The sequence below is a fragment of the Dietzia sp. oral taxon 368 genome, from assembly GCF_002999155.1.
GTDB lineage: Bacteria > Actinomycetota > Actinomycetes > Mycobacteriales > Mycobacteriaceae > Dietzia > Dietzia cinnamea.
Genome location: NZ_CP027238.1, coordinates 611,801 through 632,248, shown reverse-complemented (window position 1 = coordinate 632,248; position 20,448 = coordinate 611,801). Strand labels below are relative to the sequence as shown.

Annotated in this window: 18 protein-coding genes; 17 read left to right on the top strand and 1 reads right to left on the bottom strand. The window is 71.7% G+C overall.

Annotated elements, in window-relative coordinates; translation table 11 throughout:
• Positions 1-126 precede the first annotated feature (126 nt).
• The 13 genes from C3V38_RS03100 to C3V38_RS03040 all read left to right on the top strand — a co-directional run bounded on the left by C3V38_RS03100 (position 127) and on the right by C3V38_RS03040 (position 13,173).
• Positions 127-1,461 (top strand): glutamyl-tRNA reductase, encoded by a 1,335-nt coding sequence (locus tag C3V38_RS03100; RefSeq protein WP_174705752.1) that lies wholly within the window; start codon positions 127-129, stop codon positions 1,459-1,461.
• Positions 1,458-2,522, top strand: a complete 1,065-nt coding sequence (gene hemC / locus C3V38_RS03095) for a hydroxymethylbilane synthase (protein WP_061914856.1) — start codon at positions 1,458-1,460, stop codon at positions 2,520-2,522. Before C3V38_RS03100 ends, hemC begins: the two co-directional genes overlap by 4 nt.
• 62 nt (positions 2,523-2,584) lie before the next feature.
• Entirely contained in the window at positions 2,585-4,228 is a 1,644-nt protein-coding gene (locus C3V38_RS03090; RefSeq protein WP_063935547.1) for a uroporphyrinogen-III synthase, read from the top strand.
• Between the two features lie 68 nt (positions 4,229-4,296).
• The gene (locus C3V38_RS03085; RefSeq protein ID WP_106385060.1) at positions 4,297-4,734 is read left to right on the top strand and encodes a hypothetical protein; all 438 of its coding nucleotides are present in this window, start codon (positions 4,297-4,299) and stop codon (positions 4,732-4,734) included.
• A 51-nt stretch (positions 4,735-4,785) separates the two neighbouring features.
• A complete protein-coding gene (gene hemB / locus C3V38_RS03080; protein WP_106386343.1) occupies positions 4,786-5,826 on the top strand; it encodes a porphobilinogen synthase in 1,041 nt (346 codons plus the stop codon).
• The gene (locus tag C3V38_RS03075; protein ID WP_106385059.1) at positions 5,823-6,458 is read left to right on the top strand and encodes a hypothetical protein; all 636 of its coding nucleotides are present in this window, start codon (positions 5,823-5,825) and stop codon (positions 6,456-6,458) included. The genes hemB and C3V38_RS03075 overlap by 4 nt, the downstream gene beginning before the upstream one ends.
• The gene (locus tag C3V38_RS03070) at positions 6,445-6,981 is read left to right on the top strand and encodes a hypothetical protein (protein WP_106385058.1); all 537 of its coding nucleotides are present in this window, start codon (positions 6,445-6,447) and stop codon (positions 6,979-6,981) included. Before C3V38_RS03075 ends, C3V38_RS03070 begins: the two co-directional genes overlap by 14 nt.
• Complete coding sequence (locus tag C3V38_RS03065) at positions 6,978-7,220, top strand: hypothetical protein (protein WP_106385057.1); 243 nt, start codon at positions 6,978-6,980, stop codon at positions 7,218-7,220. Before C3V38_RS03070 ends, C3V38_RS03065 begins: the two co-directional genes overlap by 4 nt.
• Before the next feature lie 282 nt (positions 7,221-7,502).
• Positions 7,503-9,404, top strand: a complete 1,902-nt coding sequence (locus C3V38_RS03060; RefSeq protein WP_254426064.1) for an alpha/beta fold hydrolase — start codon at positions 7,503-7,505, stop codon at positions 9,402-9,404.
• A gap of 84 nt (positions 9,405-9,488) precedes the next feature.
• Positions 9,489-10,799 carry a glutamate-1-semialdehyde 2,1-aminomutase gene (hemL, locus tag C3V38_RS03055; RefSeq protein ID WP_070719710.1) on the top strand — a complete coding sequence of 437 codons (1,311 nt, stop codon included), beginning with the start codon at positions 9,489-9,491 and terminating at the stop codon, positions 10,797-10,799.
• A 284-nt stretch (positions 10,800-11,083) separates the two neighbouring features.
• Positions 11,084-11,704, top strand: coding sequence for a histidine phosphatase family protein (locus C3V38_RS03050; protein WP_061914987.1), 621 nt, complete (start codon positions 11,084-11,086; stop codon positions 11,702-11,704).
• Positions 11,705-11,707: 3 nt separating this feature from the next.
• Positions 11,708-12,316: a TlpA disulfide reductase family protein gene (locus C3V38_RS03045; protein ID WP_106385055.1), complete on the top strand. Its 609-nt coding sequence runs from the start codon at positions 11,708-11,710 to the stop codon at positions 12,314-12,316.
• Entirely contained in the window at positions 12,313-13,173 is an 861-nt protein-coding gene (locus tag C3V38_RS03040) for a cytochrome c biogenesis CcdA family protein (protein WP_061227998.1), read from the top strand. Before C3V38_RS03045 ends, C3V38_RS03040 begins: the two co-directional genes overlap by 4 nt.
• A 41-nt stretch (positions 13,174-13,214) precedes the next feature.
• Here C3V38_RS03040 and C3V38_RS03035 read toward each other — a convergent pair whose 3' ends face one another.
• On the bottom strand, positions 13,215-14,591 hold the full coding sequence (locus C3V38_RS03035; protein ID WP_106386341.1) for an HNH endonuclease signature motif containing protein: 1,377 nt from the start codon (positions 14,589-14,591) through the stop codon (positions 13,215-13,217).
• A gap of 254 nt (positions 14,592-14,845) precedes the next feature.
• On the opposite strand from C3V38_RS03035, the gene C3V38_RS03030 reads away from it, so the two are divergent.
• The 4 genes from C3V38_RS03030 (at position 14,846) to ccsB (ending at position 20,444) form a co-directional block, all read left to right on the top strand.
• Positions 14,846-15,442 carry a DUF3558 family protein gene (locus C3V38_RS03030; RefSeq protein ID WP_217354159.1) on the top strand — a complete coding sequence of 199 codons (597 nt, stop codon included), beginning with the start codon at positions 14,846-14,848 and terminating at the stop codon, positions 15,440-15,442.
• Positions 15,443-15,660: 218 nt separating this feature from the next.
• On the top strand, positions 15,661-17,358 hold the full coding sequence (locus tag C3V38_RS03025) for a WXG100 family type VII secretion target (RefSeq protein WP_129591160.1): 1,698 nt from the start codon (positions 15,661-15,663) through the stop codon (positions 17,356-17,358).
• A 360-nt stretch (positions 17,359-17,718) separates the two neighbouring features.
• On the top strand, positions 17,719-19,407 hold the full coding sequence (locus C3V38_RS03020) for a cytochrome c biogenesis protein ResB (protein WP_106386340.1): 1,689 nt from the start codon (positions 17,719-17,721) through the stop codon (positions 19,405-19,407).
• The gene (ccsB, locus tag C3V38_RS03015) at positions 19,404-20,444 is read left to right on the top strand and encodes a c-type cytochrome biogenesis protein CcsB (protein ID WP_106385052.1); all 1,041 of its coding nucleotides are present in this window, start codon (positions 19,404-19,406) and stop codon (positions 20,442-20,444) included. Before C3V38_RS03020 ends, ccsB begins: the two co-directional genes overlap by 4 nt.
• Positions 20,445-20,448: the final 4 nt, after the last annotated feature.

Below are 20,448 nucleotides of genomic sequence, written 5' to 3'. Positions count from 1 at the left end.
GGACCAGCGTTCCGCGAGTTCGTCCGGCGGGCCTGCGTCCCTCTCCCGAGTGGTTTCTCCCCGAGTTGACGAGCTGGCATCCATTCTGGCATGGGCCCGTCAGGCCCTGACGTCCGGGGGTCGGTTGTGAGCATCCTCCTGGTGGGTGTGTCCCACCACAGTGCGCCGGTGGGGCTGCTCGAGGCCGTGGCCGTGTCCGAGGTCGACCGCGACGCGCTCACCGAAGAACTCATCGCCGGTGAGAACGTCGACGAGGCGATGATCGTCACCACCTGCAACCGCGTCGAGGTGTACTCGGCCGTGGACGCGTTCCACCCGGCGCTCGACGACGTCGTCAACCTCCTGTCGCGCCACTCGGGCCTGTCCGTCGACGAGCTCAGTCGGCACCTGTACATCCGGTACTCCGAGTCCGCCGCCGAGCACCTGTTCTCCGTGGCCTCGGGCCTGGACTCGATGGTGGTGGGCGAGCAGCAGATCATCGGCCAGATCCGCACCGCGTACCAGTCCGCCTCCGAGATCGGCGCGGCCGGCACCACCCTGCACCGCCTCGCCCAGCAGGCCCTGCACGTGGGCAAGCGCGTCCACACCGAGACCGGCATCGACTCCGCCGGCGCGTCCGTCGTCTCCGTGGCGCTCGACCGGGCCGCGGAGATCCTCAACGCGAGCGCCGACGCCCCCGACGCCCCGGCCTCCCGCCGCCTCGACGGTCGGCAGGCCGTCGTGCTCGGCGCCGGCGCCATGGGCGGCCTGGCCGTCGCGCACCTCGGCCGCGGCGGGATCTCGCACATCGAGATCACCAACCGCACCCCCGAGCGCGCCGACCGGCTGTCCGAGATCGCCCGCGACTCCGGAACGCCCGCCACCGCGTTCCCGCTCGACGAGCTCGCCACCGCCGTCGCCCGCGCCGACATTCTCTTCACCTGCACCGGTGCCGTCGGCACGGTCGTCACTCTCGGCGAGATCCACACCGCGCTGGCCCGCCGCGGCGACCGCGGGCCCCTGGTCATCTGCGACCTCGGCATGCCTCGTGACGTCGACCCCGCCGTCGCCGGATTGCCCGGCGTGACCGTGCTGGGCATCGAGGCGCTCAAGGCCGACCCCGCCACGTCGTCCGCCGCGGCCGAGGCGGACGCCGCCCGCACGATCGTGGACGCCGAGCTCACCGCGTACACGCAGGCCGAGCGCATGGCCGGCGTCGGCCCGCTCATCGGCCAGCTGCGGGGCCGCGGCGGACAGGTCGTGGCCGCCGAGATGCGCCGGCTCGAGTCGCGACTGCCCGACATGGACGACAAGGTCCGCGACGAGGTGGCCAACACCGTCCGCCGCGTGGTCGACAAGCTCCTGCACCCGCCCACCGTGCGGTTCAAGGAACTCGCCGCCCAACCCGACGGGGAGAACTACGCGGCGGTCGTGCGCACCCTGTTCGACCTGGACCGCGACGTGGAGGAGGAGGCGTCATGAGCAGCAGGACCCTGAAAGTGGGAACCCGCGGCAGCACCCTGGCCACCACCCAGGCCGGGCACGTCCGCGACGCCCTCATCGCCGCCGGGTACCCGGCCGAGCTGGTGATCGTGCGCACCCGCGGCGACGTGGTGATGGCCCCCGTCGAGCGCATCGGCGTGGGCGTGTTCACCCTCGAACTGCGCGCCGCCCTCGAACGCGGTGACTGCGACATCGCCGTCCACTCGTACAAGGACCTGCCGACCGCACGCGACGACCGGTTCGCCCCGATCGCCGTGCCCCCGCGCGTCGACCCGTCGGACGTGCTCATCGCCCGCGACGGGCTCACGATGGACACCCTCCCGCAGGGCGCCCGCGTCGGCACCTCCGCCCCGCGGCGGCGCTCCCAGCTCGCGGCCCTGCGCCCCGACCTGGACCTGCACCCCCTGCGCGGGAACATCGACACGCGGATGGGATACGTCGCCAGCGGCGATCTCGACGCTGTCGTCCTCGCGGCCGCCGGACTCGACCGCACCGGGGCCGGAGAGCGCGCCACCCACCGATTCGGCATCGACGAGATGCTGCCGGCCCCCGCCCAGGGCGCTCTCGCCGTCGAAGCCCGCGCCGACGACACCGAGGCGATCGAGGCCCTCGCCGTCGTCGACCACCTCCCCTCCCGCGTCCGCATCGCCGCCGAGCGCACCCTCCTGCGCGACCTCGAGGCCGGGTGCACCGCGCCGGTCGGCGCGCGCGCCGAACTCAGCGGCACCGACTCCGCCCGGTCCGACTTCGCCGGCACCGACCCGGGTGCCGACACCCCGGCCGCCGACGCCGTACTCACGCTGCACGCCGTCGTCGCCGCCCACGACGGCACCACGGTCCTGCGGACCTCGGGCACCACCGTCCCCGCCGAGCATCCCGACGGGCCGGTCGCCGCCGCCGAGGAACTGGGACGCCGCCTCGCGGCCGAACTGCTCGACCGCGGCGCCAGCGACCTCATGTCCGCCGAATCCCCCGAGCAACGACCCCCGCTCGTGCCCAGGGAATCCACGACGGCCCCACCGACCGTCACCGACCCCTGACCCCCGAACTCCCACCTCGCGCGCAGCCAGTGCGCGACACCCACCCGACGGAGAGACGAACAATGACTCGAGCACGCACCACCCGCCCCGGAACCGTCCGCTTCGTCGGCGGCGGTCCAGGCAACGCGGGGATGCTCACCTGCCGGGCCCGCGAGGTCCTCGCCGGCAACGCGCTGGTCTTCGCCGACGCCGACGTGTCGGCCGACGTACTGGCACTGGTCGCCACCGAGGTCCCCGTCCCGCAGGAACTGCTCGACGCGCGGCAGGCCGAGATGGACGCCGCCGTGGCCGCCGAGGACAAGGCCGAGGTCAAGCGCCTCAAGGCCCTGCCGGCGCCCACCGCCGCCGACGTGCGGCCCGTCCTCGGTGAGCCCGCCGCCGTGGCCAAGCAGCTCGTCGCCGAGGCCAAGAAGGGCCGCGACGTCGTCCGCCTCGTCACCGGCGACCCCATGACCACCGACGCGACCGTCACCGAGATCGCCGCCGTCGGCCGCACCGTCGTGCCGTTCGAGGTCGTCCCCGGTGTCGCCGAGGCCACCGCCGTGCCCGCCTTCGCCGGCATCGCGCTCGGCTCCGGCTACGTCTTCGCCGACGGCCGCGGCAAGGTCGACTGGGCCGCCCTCGTCGGCTCGCCCGGGCCCATCGTCCTGCGCACCACCACCCGCCACCTCGCCGAGGCCGCCTCCCACCTCGCCGAGCAGGGCCTCGCCGCCGGCACCCCGGTCACCGTGACCTGCTCCGGCTCGCTCTGCGCCCAGAAGTCCGCCGACGGTACCCTCGCGACCATGGCCGAGGTCGGGCGCGACATGGAGGGCGACCTGGTGGTGACCATCGGCAAGTCCGCCGGTGAGCGGCACCGCCACCAGTGGTGGGAGTCGCGTGCCATGTTCGGCTGGAACGTCCTCGTGCCCCGCACCAAGGCGCAGTCCGCCGAGATGAGCGAGCGCATCGCCGAGCACGGCGCCGTGCCCGTCGAGGTGCCGACCATCGCCGTCGAGCCGCCCCGCAGCCCCGCCCAGATGGAGCGCGCCGTCAAGGGCCTCGTCGACGGCCGCTACCAGTGGGTCGTGTTCACCTCCTCCAACGCCGTGCGCGCCGTGTGGGAGAAGTTCGTCGAGTTCGGCCTCGACGCCCGCGCCTTCTCCGGCGTGAAGATCGCCTGCGTCGGCGAGGGCACCGCCGCCCGCGTCCGCGAACTGGGCATCCAGCCCGAACTGCTGCCCAGCGGCGAGCAGTCCAGCCTCGGCCTGCTCGAGGTGTTCCCGCCGTACGACGACGTCCTGGACCCCGTCAACCGTGTCCTGCTGCCGCGCGCCGACATCGCCACCGAGACCCTCGCCGAGGGCCTCACCGCCCGCGGCTGGGAGATCGAGGACGTCACCGCCTACCGCACCGTCCGCGCCGCCCCGCCGGCCGCCGAGATCCGCGAGATGATCAAGACCGGCGGGTTCGACGCCGTGTGCTTCACCAGCTCCTCGACCGTGCGCAATCTCGTCGGCATCGCCGGCAAGCCGCACGCCCGGACGCTCATCGCCTGCATCGGGCCGCGCACCGCCGAGACCGCCGCCGAGTTCGGCCTGCGCGTGGACGTGCAGCCCGAGAACGCGTCGGTGCTGGAACTGGTCGACGCCCTCGCCGCGCACGCCGACCACCTGCGCGCAGCCGGCGAACTGCCGCCCCCGCGTCGCCGCGCCCGCCGGCGCTGACCCTCGCCGGGCTCCCTCGCCGCCGGCTCGCGGCCCTGGCGCTGCGCCACCCGGGCGGGACCAACCGGTTGATCCGCGACACCGCGGTGGCGTTGGCGCGGCGGATGACCGACCAGCAGATCGTCGGCGCCCTGCGCGACATGGTCGGGCTGCACCGGCCGTTCCCCGGCCTCACCTGCCGCGAGGCGCTCGTCGACGCTGTGGGGCACACGCAGGACATGACCCTGCCGCTGGGGTGCGAGATCCCGGTCCCCACCGCCGAGATCACCGCCGCAGCGGATCACGTGGTGTCCTACGGGGGCCGCGGGAACGCCAGGGTGTTCCGCGCCCTGCCGACCGGAGCCGTGCGCCTGACCGCCACGGACGCGGACTGGGCGAGCGGCGAGGGCCCCGAGGTCAACGGCACCATGCGGGACCTGTTCCTGCTGCTGACAGGCCGCACCGTTCACCTCAACCGTCTGGGTGGCCCCGGTGCGGCGGCGCTGCGCGAGCGGATCGCAGCGTAGCGCGGGTCCGTGCCGCGCCGCTCCACTGGCGACTTTCGTACAGTGGGAACCGTGACGACACCGCCTGACCACACCGCTTCCGTCCCCGCGCCGCTGGTGCGACCGCGTCGACTGCGTTCGACGCCGGCCATGCGTCGGCTCGTCGCCGAGACCACGCTCGCGCCGCGTCAGCTGGTGTTGCCGGCGTTCGTCGCCGACGGGATCGACGCGCCGCGCGACATCTCGTCGCTGCCCGGGGTCGTCCAGCACACCGTCGACTCGCTGCGCCGCGAGGCAGTCGCCGCCGCCGAGGCCGGGCTCGGCGGCATCATGCTGTTCGGCGTCCCGCTCGACGCCGACAAGGACGCCACCGGGAGCTGTGGCGCCGATCCCGAGGGCATCCTCAACCGCGGCCTCGCGGCCGTCCGTGCCGAGGTGGGCGACGACCTCGTGATCATGGCCGACACCTGCCTCGACGAGTTCACCGACCACGGGCACTGCGGTGTCCTCGGAACCGACCCGCGCGGTGAGCAGATCGTCGACAACGACGCCACCCTCGTCGCCTACAACGACCTCGCCGTGTCCCAGGCCGCCGCCGGCGCCCACGTCGTGGCGCCCAGCGGGATGATGGACGGCCAGATCGCCGCCATCCGCGAAGCCCTCGACCGCGAGGAGCACCAGGACGTGGCCCTCCTGGCCTACAGTGCCAAGTACGCGAGCGCCTTCTACGGCCCGTTCCGCGAGGCCGTCGGCTCGTCGCTGCGCGGCGACCGCCGCACCTACCAGCAGGATCCCGCCAACATGCGCGAGTCCCTGCGTGAGGTCCAGCTCGACCTCGACGAGGGCGCCGACATGGTGATGGTCAAACCCGCCATGGCCTATCTCGACATCCTGCGTCAGACCGCCGAGATCTCCGACGTTCCCGTGGCGGCGTACCAGGTCTCCGGCGAGTACGCGATGATCTCCGCCGCCGCCGAGCGCGGCTGGATCGACCACGACCCGGCCGTCATGGAGTCCCTGACCTCGATCCGGCGAGCCGGCGCCGACATCATCCTGACCTACTGGGCCCTTCACGCCGCCCGCCTGCTCTCCGAGGGCTGGGGCGCGCGGTGACACGCGCCAGCGGTCCCTGGCGACCGCCCGCCCGGCCAGAGCAGTCGGGCGCGCCGGCCGGGTCTGCAGAACCCACCGGGCCCGGCTCGCCCACCTCGGCCACCGACCCCGTGGGGCCGCCGCCGGAGGAGATCCACACGGCGTGGGTGCTCTGGCTGGCCGCCGCCGCGTTCGGGCTCGTCGGCATGCTCCTCAACGCCGCGACCGCGAGCTTCAGCGACCTGCCGGCCGCGACCCGGGACGCGTTCCGCGACGCCGTCGCCGACACCGGACCCATCGACATCTCGGTCGAGGGCATGTTCTCCATCTCCCTGGTGGTCGGTGCCGTGGTTGCGCTGCTCGCCGCCGCGGTCACCGTGTGGCTGGCCTTCCGCCTGCGGGCAGGGAAGGGCTGGGCTCGCACGATGCTCGACATCGTGGCCGTCTTCCTGATCGTCGACGCGGTGTCCGTGATCGTCGGGGTGTTCGGCGGGGTCGCGGTCGCGGGGGAGCGGGGCGACGTGGTCAGTTTCATCGTCATCGCCCTGCAGATCCTGGCCGGTCTGTGCGCGGCCACCGCCGTCTGGCGCCAACACACGGCCGAGGCCATGAAATTCACGACCCCGGGCGGCGGCGCGCGTGCCGGCAAGTGACACAGCCGCCACACGGCCGGGCATAGAGCCCCGAGGCCCCATCCTGTACGCCGAGGACGGCTGGAGCTGGGCGTGGATCCTCGCCGCCCCCCTGTTTTGCGCGGCCGCCGCGGCCTTCGAGCTGATCACCGGTGCTCCCGTGCACTGGATCATGCTGACCGTCTGCGCGGTCGCGTCCGCGCTCTGCCATGGCGTGATGATCGCCGCCACCCGCGTCCACGGCCGTGTCCGGCTCACCCCGCAGGTGTACATCCAGGGCACCGAGGAGCTCGGCCTGGACCGGATCGACGCGGTGCTGCCGCTACCGGCCGCCGGAGCGCCCGAGGCCTCATGGCAGACCGCCCGCACGCTCGGCGAGTTGCGGGAGGTCCCGCGCCGCCGGGGCGCGGTCGGACTGCGCCTGGACTCCGGCGCCGAGGTCCGCGCCTGGGCCCGCGACCGCTCGGGCCTGCACGCCGCCCTCAGCAGTGCGGTCGCGGCGGCAGACGGCGGGGCGGGACGCGGCGGGTCGGACCCGTCGTGAGTTCGCGTCGCCTCGCGGTGGCCGCCGTCGTCACCGCCGCACTCGCGGTGCTGCTGTGGTGGCTGTCCCGGGACGTCGTCTCCGTCCCGCCGCCGGTGGTCGACCCGCCGGTCGAGGGGGCGATCGAACGGGTGCGGACCGACACCCGGCTGCTGTTCGCCGCCACCGTCCTGGCGGGTCTGACCATGGTCCTGGCCACGCTCTCGACGCTCCGGCGCTCCCCCCGTCGCGGGGCGTGACATATCTACTTCTAGCTGGGGCTTTCCCAGTAGCCCGGAAGCCCCGGTAACGATCGTGTGACGGTTCCCTGAGTCCGCACGGGGCTCCACCGCATGGCAGCGGTCACGGGCTACATTTGTCGCGGTTCGGACGCATGTGACGCTCGTGGAAGCGAGCAGTCCCTGCGTCCGATTCGCCGGAGAGACACCTACAGCACATGGAATCGGGGATCGGTGCAGCCGTCTAGCACTTTTGTTGGCACCACGGCGGTCGTCGGGGCGATCGCACTTCTGGGAACCGGAGTGGCCTCGGCCACGCAGGTCGAATGGCGGGACTGCACCGAGATGCTCGGGATCGAGGCCGAGTACGTGCCCGCCGGTCTCGAGTGCGGGACCGTCGAGGTCCCGGTCGACTACAACGCCCCCGACGCCGCCAAGACCGAGGTCGCGCTCACGCGCATCAAGGCCTCCTCCGGTCAGGCGCGCTCCACGGTGTTCGGCAACCCCGGCGGCCCCGGCGTCTACGCGTTGAACTTCTGGAACCCGGCCCCCGACGGCAGCGGTCCCGAGGGGCTCTACGAGAACCACGACCTCGTGGCCGTCCAGCCGCGTGGCCTGTTCGGATCCAACCCGATGGTCTGCAACGCCGACTTCGTGGGCCCGAACACCGTCAACGCGCTCCACGACGCCTGCTACGGCACCGACCCCGAGTACATGGCGTCCATGACGACCGAGAACGCCGCCCGCGACATGAACGCGGTCCGCGAGGCGCTCGAGCTCGCCGAGATCGACTACGTGGGCGTCTCGTACGGCACCGCGATCGGCACCGACTTCGCCACCCTGTTCCCCGAGCACACCGGGCGGATGGTGCTGGACTCCAACACACACCCCGACTGGCGCTGGTCGAAGCAGGCCGAGCAGGGCGCACTGGCCCAGGAGCGGCGGATCAACGACATCTTCGCCTGGATCGCCGAGCGTGACGACTACTACGGCCTCGGCGACACCCCGCTGAAGGTGTTCCACTCCTGGAAGTGGGTCACCGATCAGGAGGTGGGCGGCCCCGCCAACCTCACCCCGCCGCCCGCCGAGGCGCGCGACCTGCCCGTCGAACTGCGCGGCACCCCGGTTGAGCGACCCGCACTGGACGTCATCAACGGCACCGCCCCCGCCCGCGCCCGCGTCGAGGGCTTCGCCCGCGCCGCCGCCCTGCAGGGGCTGACCAACAACGCCACCACCGGGCTCTACGACGCCACGGTCGGCGCCACCTACTCCGAGCAGGCGTGGCCGATGCTCGCCCACATCCTCAAGTACTACAACGACGGCGGGAACATCGCCCGGGTCGACTACGAGACCGTGGGCCTGATGCTCGCCGCGCAGGAGAACCGCTCGCCCGTCTACCGCACGGACGTCGAGATGAACTCGATCATCACGTGCAACGAGACCGCGGCGCCGGCCGACCAGCTGGGCGTCATGTCCGCCAAGGTCGACAAGTTCACCGGCGGCAACCGACTCACCACCCGCGCCGCCGTCGAGGCCGCCGGGGACGACTGCGTGGGCTGGGCGCCCGTCGCGCGGACCATCAGCCCGAACGGGGACGCGCTCGACGAGAAGCCGCTCGTGCTGCACTCCGAGGACGACGCCGTCACGCCCATCGCCGGCGCGCACCGCGTGGTCGAGGCGCTCGGTGGTGCCCTGGTCACCGTCGGCGGCGGCGACCACGGAACCTTCCGCACCGGCAACGAGGCCGTCGACAAGCTGGTGATGGACTTCCTCCGCACCGGCGTCGCGGCCCCGGGCCACGTCGACGGCAAGCCGTCGCCCGAGCCGCTGCCCCGCTGGGGCGAGGCCGAGCGCATCGCCGCCGCCCAGCAGGGCATGTCCGCACCCGTCGCGGGCGCTGACGACTGGTACGGGACCCACCGCGACGCCGGCGTCGGCGCGGGCGTCACCGACGCCGCGGGTCTCGGCTCCGTCGGCACCCCCGTGGACGCGCCCGCCCCCGCGACCGGATCCCTCGGCGCCCCTGCCGCGCCTGCCGCCGCACCCGCTGCGGTGCCGGCCCCCGCGCCGCTGCCCAGCCCGCAGCAGCTGCAGCAGCAGGCAGAGAAGGCGGTGCAGGACTTCGCCGGGCAGGTCGACGCTGCCGCCAGGTCGCTGTTCGCTCCCTTCGCGCCGCCCACCCCGCCCGCGCAGCCGCAGGTCTGACACCGCGAGGGGGTACTCGTGGCGGGACTTTGAGACACTGGGGGAGTGACGTCTGCGAGTGATGCCTTCCCGACCCCGTCCGGCATGTCCGGGACCGCCCGATCGGCAGAGCTCTTCGCCGAGGCCCGCGAGCTGATCCCCGGGGGAGTGAACTCCCCGGTGCGCGCCTTCAACTCCGTCGGCGGAACCCCGCGCTTCATCCGTGAAGCGCGGGGTTCTCGCATGACGGACGTCGACGGCAACACCTACATCGACCTCGTCTGCTCGTGGGGCCCCATGATCCACGGGCACGCCCACCCCGAGATCGTCGACGCCGTCCGCGACGCCGCGACCCGCGGCCTCAGCTTCGGCACCCCCACCGAGGGCGAGGTCGACCTGGCGCGCGAGATCATCTCCCGCACCTCCGTCGAAGAGGTGCGACTCGTCAACTCCGGCACCGAGGCCACCATGAGCGCCGTGCGCCTGGCCCGCGGGTTCACCGGCCGCTCCAAGGTCATCAAGTTCTCCGGCTGCTACCACGGCCACGTCGACGCCCTCCTCGCCGACGCGGGTTCCGGACTGGCCACCTTCGCCCTGCCGGACTCGCCCGGCGTGACCGGCGCGACCGCACACGACACGATCGTGCTGCCGTACAACGACATCGAGGCCGTGCGCGTGGCGTTCGCCAACCACGGGGACGAGATCGCCTGTGTGATCACCGAGGCCGCCGCCGGCAACATGGGCACCGTCCCGCCGCTGCCCGGGTTCAACGAAGAGCTGCGCGCCCTGTGCTCGGACAACGGCGCGCTCCTGGTGATGGACGAGGTCATGACCGGCTTCCGCGCCGGCGACCGCGGCTGGTGGGGCATCGACGGCGTCGCCGGCGACCTCACCACCTTCGGCAAGGTCATGTCCGGCGGCCTGCCCGCCGCCGCGTTCGGCGGCCGCGCCGACGTCATGGCCGCCCTCGCGCCGGCCGGACCCGTCTACCAGGCGGGCACCCTGTCCGGAAACCCCGTCGCCGTGGCCGCGGGCCTCGCCTCTCTCCGTCTGGCAGACCACGCCTGCTACTACACCCTGCAGACCAACGCCGACCGGCTCGAGGCCCTCGTCGGCAACGCGCTGCACGGCGCCGGCGTCACCCACACCATCCAGCGGGCGGGCACGATGCTCAGCGTGTTCTTCACCGAGGAGCAGGTCACCGACTACGCCGGCGCCAAGGCCGCCGAGACCTTCCGGTACGCGCCTTTCTTCAACACCCTGCTGGACCGGGGCATCTACGCCCCGCCGAGCGCCTTCGAGACCTGGTTCGTCTCCACGGCCCTCACCGACGACGACTTCCAGCACATCGCCGACGCCCTGCCCGTCGCCGCCGAGGCGGCCGCCGCCGCGACCGCCCCCGGAGACGGCCGATGAGCCGCAGCGGCCGCGGGCTCCGGGGACGTCTCGCCGTCCCCGCCACCGGCCCCACCTCATTGCCGATCCCCTTGCGCGGAGACCATCCCGCCCCCGCCGCGGCGCCGCCGTCGTTGGGCGGGTCCGCGGCCGCCGCGGCCCCGGTGGAGGCGCCCGTCGAGACGCAGCCCGAGGGGTCTGCGACCTATGGCGCCGAGCCGGGGACGATCGCCGTTCCGGGAGAGCCGACCTCGTCGTCGTCGACCCCCCGTGACACGTCGGCCCGCGCCAACGAGACGCAGACGATCGTGCATCTCGTGCGCCACGGCGAGGTCCACAACCCCGAGGGCGTCCTCTACGGTCGACTGCCCGGGTACCGGCTGTCGGAGCTGGGACGCAGCCAGGCGGAGACCGTCGCCCGCGTCCTCGGGAAGGGGCACGACATCGTGTCGATCGTCGCCTCCCCGCTGCAGCGCGCCCAGGAGACCGCCGCCCCGCTCGCCGAGACCCTCGGACTGCCGGTGGGGATCGACGCCGACATCATCGAGGCGGAGAACCGTTTCGAGGGGCGCAAGGTCGGCGGCCCCGGCGGTGCGCTCCGCGACCCGCAGTACTGGCCGATTCTCGTCAACCCGCTGCGGCCGTCGTGGGGCGAGCCGTACCTGCAGATCGCGCACCGCATGATCGGCGCCGTGTACTCGACCCTCGACACCGCCCGCGGGCACGAGGCCGTCCTGGTGAGCCACCAGCTGCCCGTGTACACCACGCGGCGCTTCCTCGAGGGTCGGCGCCTGTGGCACGACCCGCGCTCCCGGCAGTGCTCCCTGGCGTCGGTCACCTCGTTGGTGTTCGAGGGCACCACGCTGCGCGACATCGTCTATTCCGAACCGGCGGGCGCCTCCGACCCGTCGCAGACTGGAGCATGATCCATGCGTAAGACCAAGGCCGCGCTCGGCGCGTTGCTTCTGTCCGGCGCGCTCGCCGCCGGTTGCGCCACCGGCAACGACGCTGTGGTGGTGGGCCCGGAGACGTTCGAGTTCGTCAGTCCCGACGGCCAGATCGAGATCCACTACGACCCCCCGGCTGGGCGCAAGCCCGTCGCCACGATCGCCGGGCCCGACCTGCTCGACCCCGACCGCACGCTCACCGTGCAGGACGATTTCGCCGGACAGGTGGTGATCCTCAACCTGTGGGGCCAGTGGTGTGGTCCGTGCCGCGCCGAATCCGACGACCTGCAGCGCCTGCAGGAGGAGTACGAGCCCCGCGGCGCGACCGTGTTCGGCATCAATCTCCGCGACCCCAACCGGCAGAAGCCCGTCGACTTCGTCCGCGACAACGGCATCACGTACCCGTCGATCTGGGACCCGAGCAACGCGGCCGTCGCCGCCCTACGTGGCTTCCCGACGTCAGTCGTGCCGGCGACGATCATCCTGGACAAGCAGCATCGGGTGGCCGCCGTGTACCTGGCCGAGATCACCGACGACGAGCTGAGTGAGACCGTCGACAGGATCCTGGCCGAGGAGGTCGAGCAGACGTGACCCCCGAAGTGATCCTGCTCGCCCAGAGCGTCGGGGAGACCTTCCAGCAGACTGTGGCCAGCGGCCCGATCCTGCTGGCGTTGGGCGCGTGCGTGCTGGCCGGACTGGTGTCGTTCGCCTCGCCCTGCGTGATCCCGCTGGTGCCCGGCTACATGGCGTACCTGGCCAGCGTGGTGGGCGCCGAGCGCCCGCCGGTCACCGCGGCCGCCGCTGAACGGCAGCGCGCCGCCACCGCCACACTGACCGTGGAGGAACGGCGCACCCGCCGCGCTTCCCGTACCCGCGTAGTCGGCGCATCCTTGCTGTTCGTGGGTGGGTTCACCGTGGTGTTCGTGCTGCTCAGTGCCATGGTGCTGGGGACCGTGCAGTACCTGGCCCCGCAGCAGGAGTTGCTGCAGCGGCTCGGCGGCGTGGTGACCATTCTCATGGGTCTGGTCTTCATCGGCTTGGTGCCCACCCTGCAGCGGGACACCCGCATGCAGCCGAAGGCGCTCTCGACGTGGCTCGGCGCGCCGATGCTCGGCGCCGTCTTCGCCCTCGGCTGGACCCCGTGCCTGGGTCCCACGCTCGCCGCGGCGCTGTCGGTTGCCGCCGGTACGGGCGTCGACGCGGCCCGGGGCGTCCTGCTGATCGTGGCTTACTGCCTGGGTCTCGGCTTGCCGTTCATCGTGGTGGCGTTCGGCTCCACGTGGGCGATGCGCACGGTCGGGTGGCTGCAGAAGCACACCCGGGCCATCCAGGTGTTCGGCGGCGTCATGCTCATCATCGTGGGTCTGCTGCTGCTCTCGGGCGGATGGGCGCTGTTCATCGACTGGCTGCGCGACTTCGCCATCTCGGACACCACTCTGCCCATCTGACCCACTTGAGCTGGCCGCCATCGCGCCTCGGTCGCGTGTGGTCATGCTGCGGCCTCGGAGTTGGCCGTGTGTCGGGCGATGGTGTGGTCGAGGTCGTGTAGGAGCGCGAACGGCAGGATGGGTGCGTGGAGGGGCCCGAGTGGCGGCGGGCCTGGTTTGGGTGGTGGTGGGTTGGTCGCGCGTGGGGTTGTGGTGGGTGGGGTCCATCTGACGCCTTGGGGTGCGGTGCGGTCGGGGATGGTGGTCCAGCCGGTGTCGTGGATCATGGAGTGGCAGTCGGCGCTGGTCAGGGCGAGTTCGTCGATGTTGGTCTGCCCGCCGGCGGCCCAGGGTTTGCCGGCGTGGTGGGCTTGGCAGTGTCTGGCGTCCTGGTCGCAGTCGGGGTGGGTGCAGCCGCCGTAGGCGGCGAACAGTGCCAGGCGTTGGTAGCGGGAGGCGGTGCGGCGACTGCGGTAGAGCTTGAGGTCGATTTCCTGGTCGCAGAGGGCGAGGAACCAGTGGTTGCCGGCTGCCATGGCGATGGCCTGGTCGACGGGCACGCGGATCCCGGAGTCGGTCTGGCCGCATCCGGCCAGGGTGGCCAGTTGGTCGAGGTCGATGCGTACGACGATCGCCGCCGCGGCGCCGGTCTTGCGCGCGTCGGTGTTCAGTGCGAGGGTCAGGGCGTGGACGAGGGCGTCGTGCATGCGCTGACCGTCGCTGCGCTCATCGGGGGTCTGCTCGTCGGGCCATAGGCGTCCGGGTTGTGCCCAGCGGGCGTGGACTTCGCGCATCAGGGCTGCCAGTTGGGGGTCCATGGTCATCGACGCCCTGGCCATGAGGTCCAGGCCTTGTCCGGAGCAGGTGACCGATCGGCGCCTGGCCCGTTCGGCGGCGCCGCGTTCGGTGCGGCCGGGGTCGATCTGGTCCAGCAGGCGGTGGGCGTTCTCTTGTAGGCGGCGGGTGGTGCACTGTCCGGCGGCCAGGGCGATCAGTTCGGTTTCGAGGCGGTTGCGCTCGTCGTCGTCGACTTCGTCCGGTAGCGCGGCCAGGGTGGTGTTGATGATCTTCAGGTGTCCGGCCGAGATTCGTCCGGCCGCGGTGGCGGCCATGCGGGCGGTGTCGGCGATCGTGGAGTCCTCGAGGCGGCCGCGTGCCTCGCCGGGTGCCAGGCCGAGCCCGCCGGTGAGCATCTGCCGTTCGTTGATGTAGCCCATCTGTCTGGCGGCGCCGGTTCTTCGCGCCTCGGCCATGACGCGCGCCTGGGTGGCGCGGAGCCTGCGTTGGGCCTGCTCGAGCGCGACGAGTTCGGCGTGCACCTGCGCCGCGCCTGCCTCGGACCAGTCGCGGCCAAGGTGCGCATCGAGCGCGGACAGCACGGCGGTCAGCTCACCGCTCGCCGTGGGGGCGCTGCCCGCACCACTCATCCTGTCGCTCATGCGTTCGATTAGATCATCCGAGTACGACACGAACCCGTCACCGCAGGTCACGCCGACCGGCGCGACGTGGCCGCGCGTCGGATGACCCACCCGCAGGCCCCGCCCAGCTGCAAAGATCACTGGCTGTGACCGCGCATCGATTCAAACATGGCCCGGAAAACTCGCCGCAATGCCTCCAGTTCGAGATCTCAGGGCGACGGTGGAACCGTTCGGCCGGGCGGGGCGTCGTACAGGTTGTGGGAAGAAGTAGAGCTGTGTGCGGCGCGCTCGTTGCGGCCCTCGTGGTGCTGTCCGGGTGCGCGTCGGCGGACGGGGAAGAAGAGACGCCGCCGACGACGACGACGACGAGCGCAGCCGCCCCCGAAGATTCCGGCAATCCGTGGGATCTGCCGGTCGCGCAGAGGCCTGCCCTTTTCGACCCGTGTGCTGAGATCCCGGTTGAAGCGGTAGAGGGGGTAGTGGGCACTCCAGTCGATTCTGCTGAAAACCTACGTAACCATGACCAAGGCGAGCTGTTCTCATGCGGTTGGAAGAACGACGAGATTCTCTTCGGTGTAGCCGGAACGTGGCGAGCGAGACACGAGTTCCTTTCTGATCGTGCCTTCGAAGCAATTGACAACCAGTCGATGGTGGCCGGACGGCCCGGAATCCGCGCTCGTGACCGCGGAGATCAGTTCGATACGACGTGTTACCAAGTGTTTTTTACATCGCGGGGCGCGGTAGTCCTCAATGTCAACCTCATTGATTCGTTGGGCACCTTCCAAGATGTCCAGTTCGCTGAGGCTTGCGAAGTCCTTGACGAAGTCATTGAGCCAATTCTGGATTACATCCCGGAAGGAGACTTTGTATGATAACCCACCTGGAGGCGAGTGCGGCACACGAATGTAATGCCGCATGCAGTCGGTTCATCGACTCGATCCGCGATTTAGCTGCGGGGTCCCGGTTTGATGGATTCCGTTCCGCCTCTGGGTCATTCGAAACTGCCCGTCAGATTCAAACCGTCTTTTCTTTGTTCGCAACTGAGGACCTTGACACTCTCCTGAATGGATTCATAAGTCAGGCGCGCGCGATGTCGCTTTTATTCGCCGCTGCCGGCGGGTTGATCGAGGCGCAGGATGAGGCATTGGCGGGGGCGCTATCGAAGGCGGCCGAGGAGCCGGCGGGGCTGCAGAGCCTGGGTGTGATTCGTGCCGGGGAGAGTGAGGGGCTCATTCTCGAGGACTCGTGTGTGATGGGTGGCTACGGGCGGGTGGGTCCGGAGGACGTGTCGGATTCGCCGTTGGAGCGGATCGCCCAGTGTGCGCAGGCGCTGCAGCCCGAGCAGTTCAGCCAGATCCAGCAGCGGGCCGGAGAGGTCTCCGAAGCGCTTCACTCCGCGGCCACGCAGCTCCAGGCGGATCTGAACAATGTGCTCGGGCACGGGTGGCAGGGCGAGTTCGCGGTGAGTGCCCAGGACTCGGTGAGGGGCCTCGTCCGCTCGGCGGTGGCGCTGTCTGGCGAGTTGGAGAAGGTCGCCGAGAAAGCCGGGCGCGCACACGACGGGTTCCACACCACGCGCACGAACGTGGCCGAGCAGGCGGCCCAGGCACAGCTCGCGCAGCTATCCGGGCGCGAACTCGGACCGGCCGGACTGTCGGCGGCCGCCGCGTCACGAGCCCAGCAGGCCGCGGCGGAGGAGCAGGCGCGGGCGATCGTCAACACTGAGTACAGCCCCGCGGTGATGGACGCCAACCTCGACGATCTGGATTTCACCGCCCCCTACCGGGTGGTTTCCACGACCGCACTGGGCGGGCCCGAGGGCATCGACATGGCGCGGGTCTGGAACACCGAGGGCATCGCGCGTCCGGCGCAGCCGGCCGCGCCGAACCCGGCCACGCTCGCCGCGCTCACCACGGGCGCCGGGGAGGCCGGCGGCCCGGCGGGCGGGGCCGGAGGTGGCGGGACGACGACGAACTCGCCGGGCGCGGGCCGCGATGCCGCCACCGAGCAGGCACTTCTGGCCTCGCGGACGGGCGCAGCCGACGGCGGTGGGACGGCCACCGCCGGTGCAGGGCAGGCGGGCGCCGGGCAGTCGGTGGCCGGGCAGCCGGGCGCGGGGCAAGGGGCTGCCGGCAGTGGGGTGAACGCGGCCACCACCCCGGCCGGGGCGCCGATGACGCCGATGACCGGGGCGAACGGCCAGCGCGGCGCGGCAGGCGCCGGCGGCGGGATCCGGGGGATCCGGGGCGGGGCGAACGGGGACGGTCGGGGTCGTGATCGCGGTTTCAGCTCGACCAGTGGCCTGCTCGGCGGTGGCGGCGCCGCCGCGACCGGGGCGGGCGTGGGCGCATCCCGGATGGGTGGTGCCGGGACACTGGCCGGGTTCGGTGCCGGCGGCGCAGCCAGCCCGGGCGGGGGCGGGCCGGCCGCGGGCGCTCCCGGGGCAGGTCCCGCGCCCGGAGGGACGGCGGGCTCGGGTGCGGGGGCGCTCTCGTCGTCGTCGACTACTACGGCCCAGGCCGGGCGCGCCGGGGCGATGCCGATCGGCGGGATGATGGGCGCGGCCAACGCGGGCCAGAACAGTGACCGGCGCGGTCACACGCCGGCGAGCTACCTGACCAACGCCACCAACACCACCGCCATCATCGGCGACCCCGTCAAAGTCGCCCCCGCCGTACTCGGCCGCCCGCGAGCCGAAGACCCACCGCCCACAGACGACACCGCCGCCCCCTACCGCGGACGCACCCTCGGCCGCGACTACACCGGCGGAGGCGCGACACGAGACTAGAAGACCGGAACCGCCCTCAGCAGCGCGCCGCGTCGCGGTGAGCAATGAGCCACCGATCCACACAACAGAGACACGGTCCGGACACACAGCCCGCCCAGACTCGACGCCGTACGACCACCCACCGAAGCACGCCTGGAGGCACCCGTGTCCTACGCCCACCCACCGGCACCCGCACGATGATCGACGCCCGGTCTCCCGCGGCGGGGCACCGAGAGACCCCCGCCACACCGGCCCTGACCTCCCCGGAGGCGGCAGCACACCCGGCCCCACCCTGCCAGGTTCCGCTCAGGATCACCGGGATAGCCTGGGTGCGACCGGCGCCGAGTCGCCTCGGCGCGCCGCGACCCGCAGATGGACCCCATGCCAGAGCCCAGAACTGCCGCTGCCCGCTCACCGCTGGGCACCGTCACCAGCTACCTCCGCAACGCCTGGCGCACTCTCACCGCCATGCGCACGGCGCTCATCCTGCTCTTCCTGTTGGCCGTCGCGGCCGTCCCGGGCGCACTGCTGCCGCAGCGCAGCCTCAACGAGGGCAACGTCAACGAGTACATCGCCGAAAACGGCTGGCTCGGCGAGCTCTACGACCGCCTGCAACTGTTCGACGTGTTCTCCAGCTGGTGGTTCACGGCGATCTACGTCCTGCTGTTCATCTCGCTGATCGGATGCCTCACGCCGCGCTCGATCGACCTGGTCAAGCAGCTGCGCACCCCGCCGCCGCTCACCCCGCGCAACCTGTCGCGCCTGCCGCACCACGCCGCCTACCGCACCACGGCCACCCCCGAGCAGGCCGCCGAGCAGATCCGCCGCGAACTCAAAGGCCGGGTCCGCCGCAACGACGGCGACGGCCGCGTCCCCGGCACCATCGAGCTGTCCTCCGAGCGCGGATACTCCCGCGAGGTCGGCAACATCGTCTTCCACTTCGGCCTGCTGGCGCTGCTCATCATGTTCGCGGCCGGCAAGTTCGTCTACGCCGAAGGCATGCGCGTCATCGTCGCCAACGCCGAGTCGCCGGCGTTCTGCAACACCACCCCCAGCGCCTACGACTCGTTCCGCGCCGGCCTGCTCGTCGACGGCACGGACCTCGAACAGTTCTGCATCAAGATCGAGGACTTCCGCGCCGACTACCTGCCCAACGGCCAGGCCGAGATGTTCACCTCCAACGTGCGCTACAGCGAAGAGGTCACGGCCACGGACCCCGACACGTGGGAGCCGTACGAGATGCGGGTCAACCACCCGCTGCGCATCGGGTCCGTCCGCGTCTACCTGCAGGGTCACGGTTTTGCGCCGACGTTCACGGTGACGTTCCCGAACGGTGAGACCCGCACGGACACGCAGCACTGGCAGCCGACCGAGCTGCAGACCTTCTTGTCGTCGGGCATCATGCGCTTCGACCCGCCCGCGGGTATGTACCCGGACCTGGCCGAGCGGCGCACACAACAGATCGCGATCCAGGGCCTGTTCGCCCCGACGGCCCAGTTCGACGGCACGCTGCTCAGCTCCCGGTTCCCCAGGATGGACGACCCGGCGGTGGCGATCGACGTGCACCGCGGCGACGCCGGCCTCGACACGGGCCGCCCGCAGTCGATCTTCTCCCTGGACTCGGACCTCATCGAGTCGGGTGTCCTCAACCGCGAGGCGCGCGTCAACCTCAGGCCCGGCGAGTCCACCACGCTCGCCGACGGCACCGAGGTCCGCTTCGACGGCGCGGAGGAGTTCATCAACATCCAGGTCTCCTCCGATCCCACCCAGCTGTGGGTGGGCGTGGCGTCGGCGGTGATGATGGCGGGGCTGGTACTCAGCCTGATGGTGCGGCGTCGGCGGATCTGGGCGCGGGTGAGTGTCGACGACGACGAGGTCACCCGCGTCGATCTGGGAGGCCTCGCCAAGACGGACAGGTCCGGCTGGGGGAGCGAATTCGACGCGCTCCGCGATCGGCTGGTCGCGGCCACGGCCGTCACACCCGTGTTGCCGGGTGAGGCAATCAAGGACCACACTTCAACTAGTCGCGGCACCGCCGGCGACGACGTGCGGAAGGACGACACCCGGTGATCACTTGGACCCTCGCGCAGGGACTGCCCGTCGACGAGACCCTGTCGACGTACTCGGACCTCGCCTTCCGGACGGCGTTCGGAATCTATGCACTGGCGCTCGTCGCGTCGATGATCTACTACGCGGGCTTCCGCGTCCCCAAGGTCTCGCACCAGCAGCTCGTGGCGGCCGGGCGGGGTGGAGCCGCCGGCGGGCCGGGGGCGGCCGACGGGTCGGACGTAGGCCTGACGGAGTCGACGTCGCTCACCGACACCGGTGACGAGAACCGGGTGTCCGAGGGCAACGTGCGGTGGGCGCGCATCGCGCAGCTGTTCGTGGTGGTGGCGTTCCTGTTCCACGCCGGGTCGCTGATCACGCGCGGGTTGGCCACGGACCGGTTCCCGTTCGGCAACATGTACGAGTTCATCCTCGGCACCACCCTGCTCGCCGTGGGCGCCGGGCTGGTGTTCCTGCGTAAGCCGGCGCTGCAGACGGCGTGGCCGTTCATGCTGGTGCCGGTGTTGGTGCTGCTGTTCTTCGGCGGGACGCACCTGTACTCGGAGGCCGCGCCCGTGGTGCCGGCGCTGCGGTCGTACTGGCTGCCGATCCACGTCACGATCATCTCGCTGGGCTCGGGAATCCTGCTCGTCCCGGGCGTCGTGTCGATCATGTACCTCATCCGCGTGTGGCAGCCGCAGGGGCGGGAGTCCGGCTGGGCTGCCCGTCTGGCGCGCCCGCTGCCCGCCGCCGAGACCCTCGACCGGGTGGCGTACCGCGCCACGGTGATCGGCTTCCCGATCTTCGGCGTGGGCATCCTGCTCGGCGCCGTCTGGGCGGAGAGCGCGTGGGGCCGCTTCTGGGGCTGGGACCCCAAGGAGACGGTGTCCTTCATCTCCTGGGTGCTCTACGCCGGCTACCTCCACGCCCGCGCGACGTCGGGCTGGGGCCCCAAGAAGGCGGCGTGGATCAACATCGCCGGCTTCGCGGTCCTGGTGTTCAACCTGTTCTTCATCAACATCGTGGTCTCGGGCCTGCACTCCTACGCCGGGCTGAACTGACCTC

Excerpts from the sequence above, each read along its gene's own strand:
- C3V38_RS03045 (WP_106385055.1), top strand. The coding sequence starts at position 11,708 with ATGCGTAAGACCAAGGCCGCGCTCGGCGCGTTGCTTCTGTCCGGCGCG.
- hemL (WP_070719710.1), top strand. The coding sequence starts at position 9,489 with ATGTCCGGGACCGCCCGATCGGCAGAGCTCTTCGCCGAGGCCCGCGAG.
- hemC (WP_061914856.1), top strand. The coding sequence starts at position 1,458 with ATGAGCAGCAGGACCCTGAAAGTGGGAACCCGCGGCAGCACCCTGGCC.
- C3V38_RS03020 (WP_106386340.1), top strand. The coding sequence starts at position 17,719 with ATGCCAGAGCCCAGAACTGCCGCTGCCCGCTCACCGCTGGGCACCGTC.
- C3V38_RS03035 (WP_106386341.1), bottom strand. The coding sequence starts at position 14,591 with ATGAGCGACAGGATGAGTGGTGCGGGCAGCGCCCCCACGGCGAGCGGT.
- C3V38_RS03025 (WP_129591160.1), top strand. The coding sequence starts at position 15,661 with ATGTCGCTTTTATTCGCCGCTGCCGGCGGGTTGATCGAGGCGCAGGAT.
- C3V38_RS03090 (WP_063935547.1), top strand. The coding sequence starts at position 2,585 with ATGACTCGAGCACGCACCACCCGCCCCGGAACCGTCCGCTTCGTCGGC.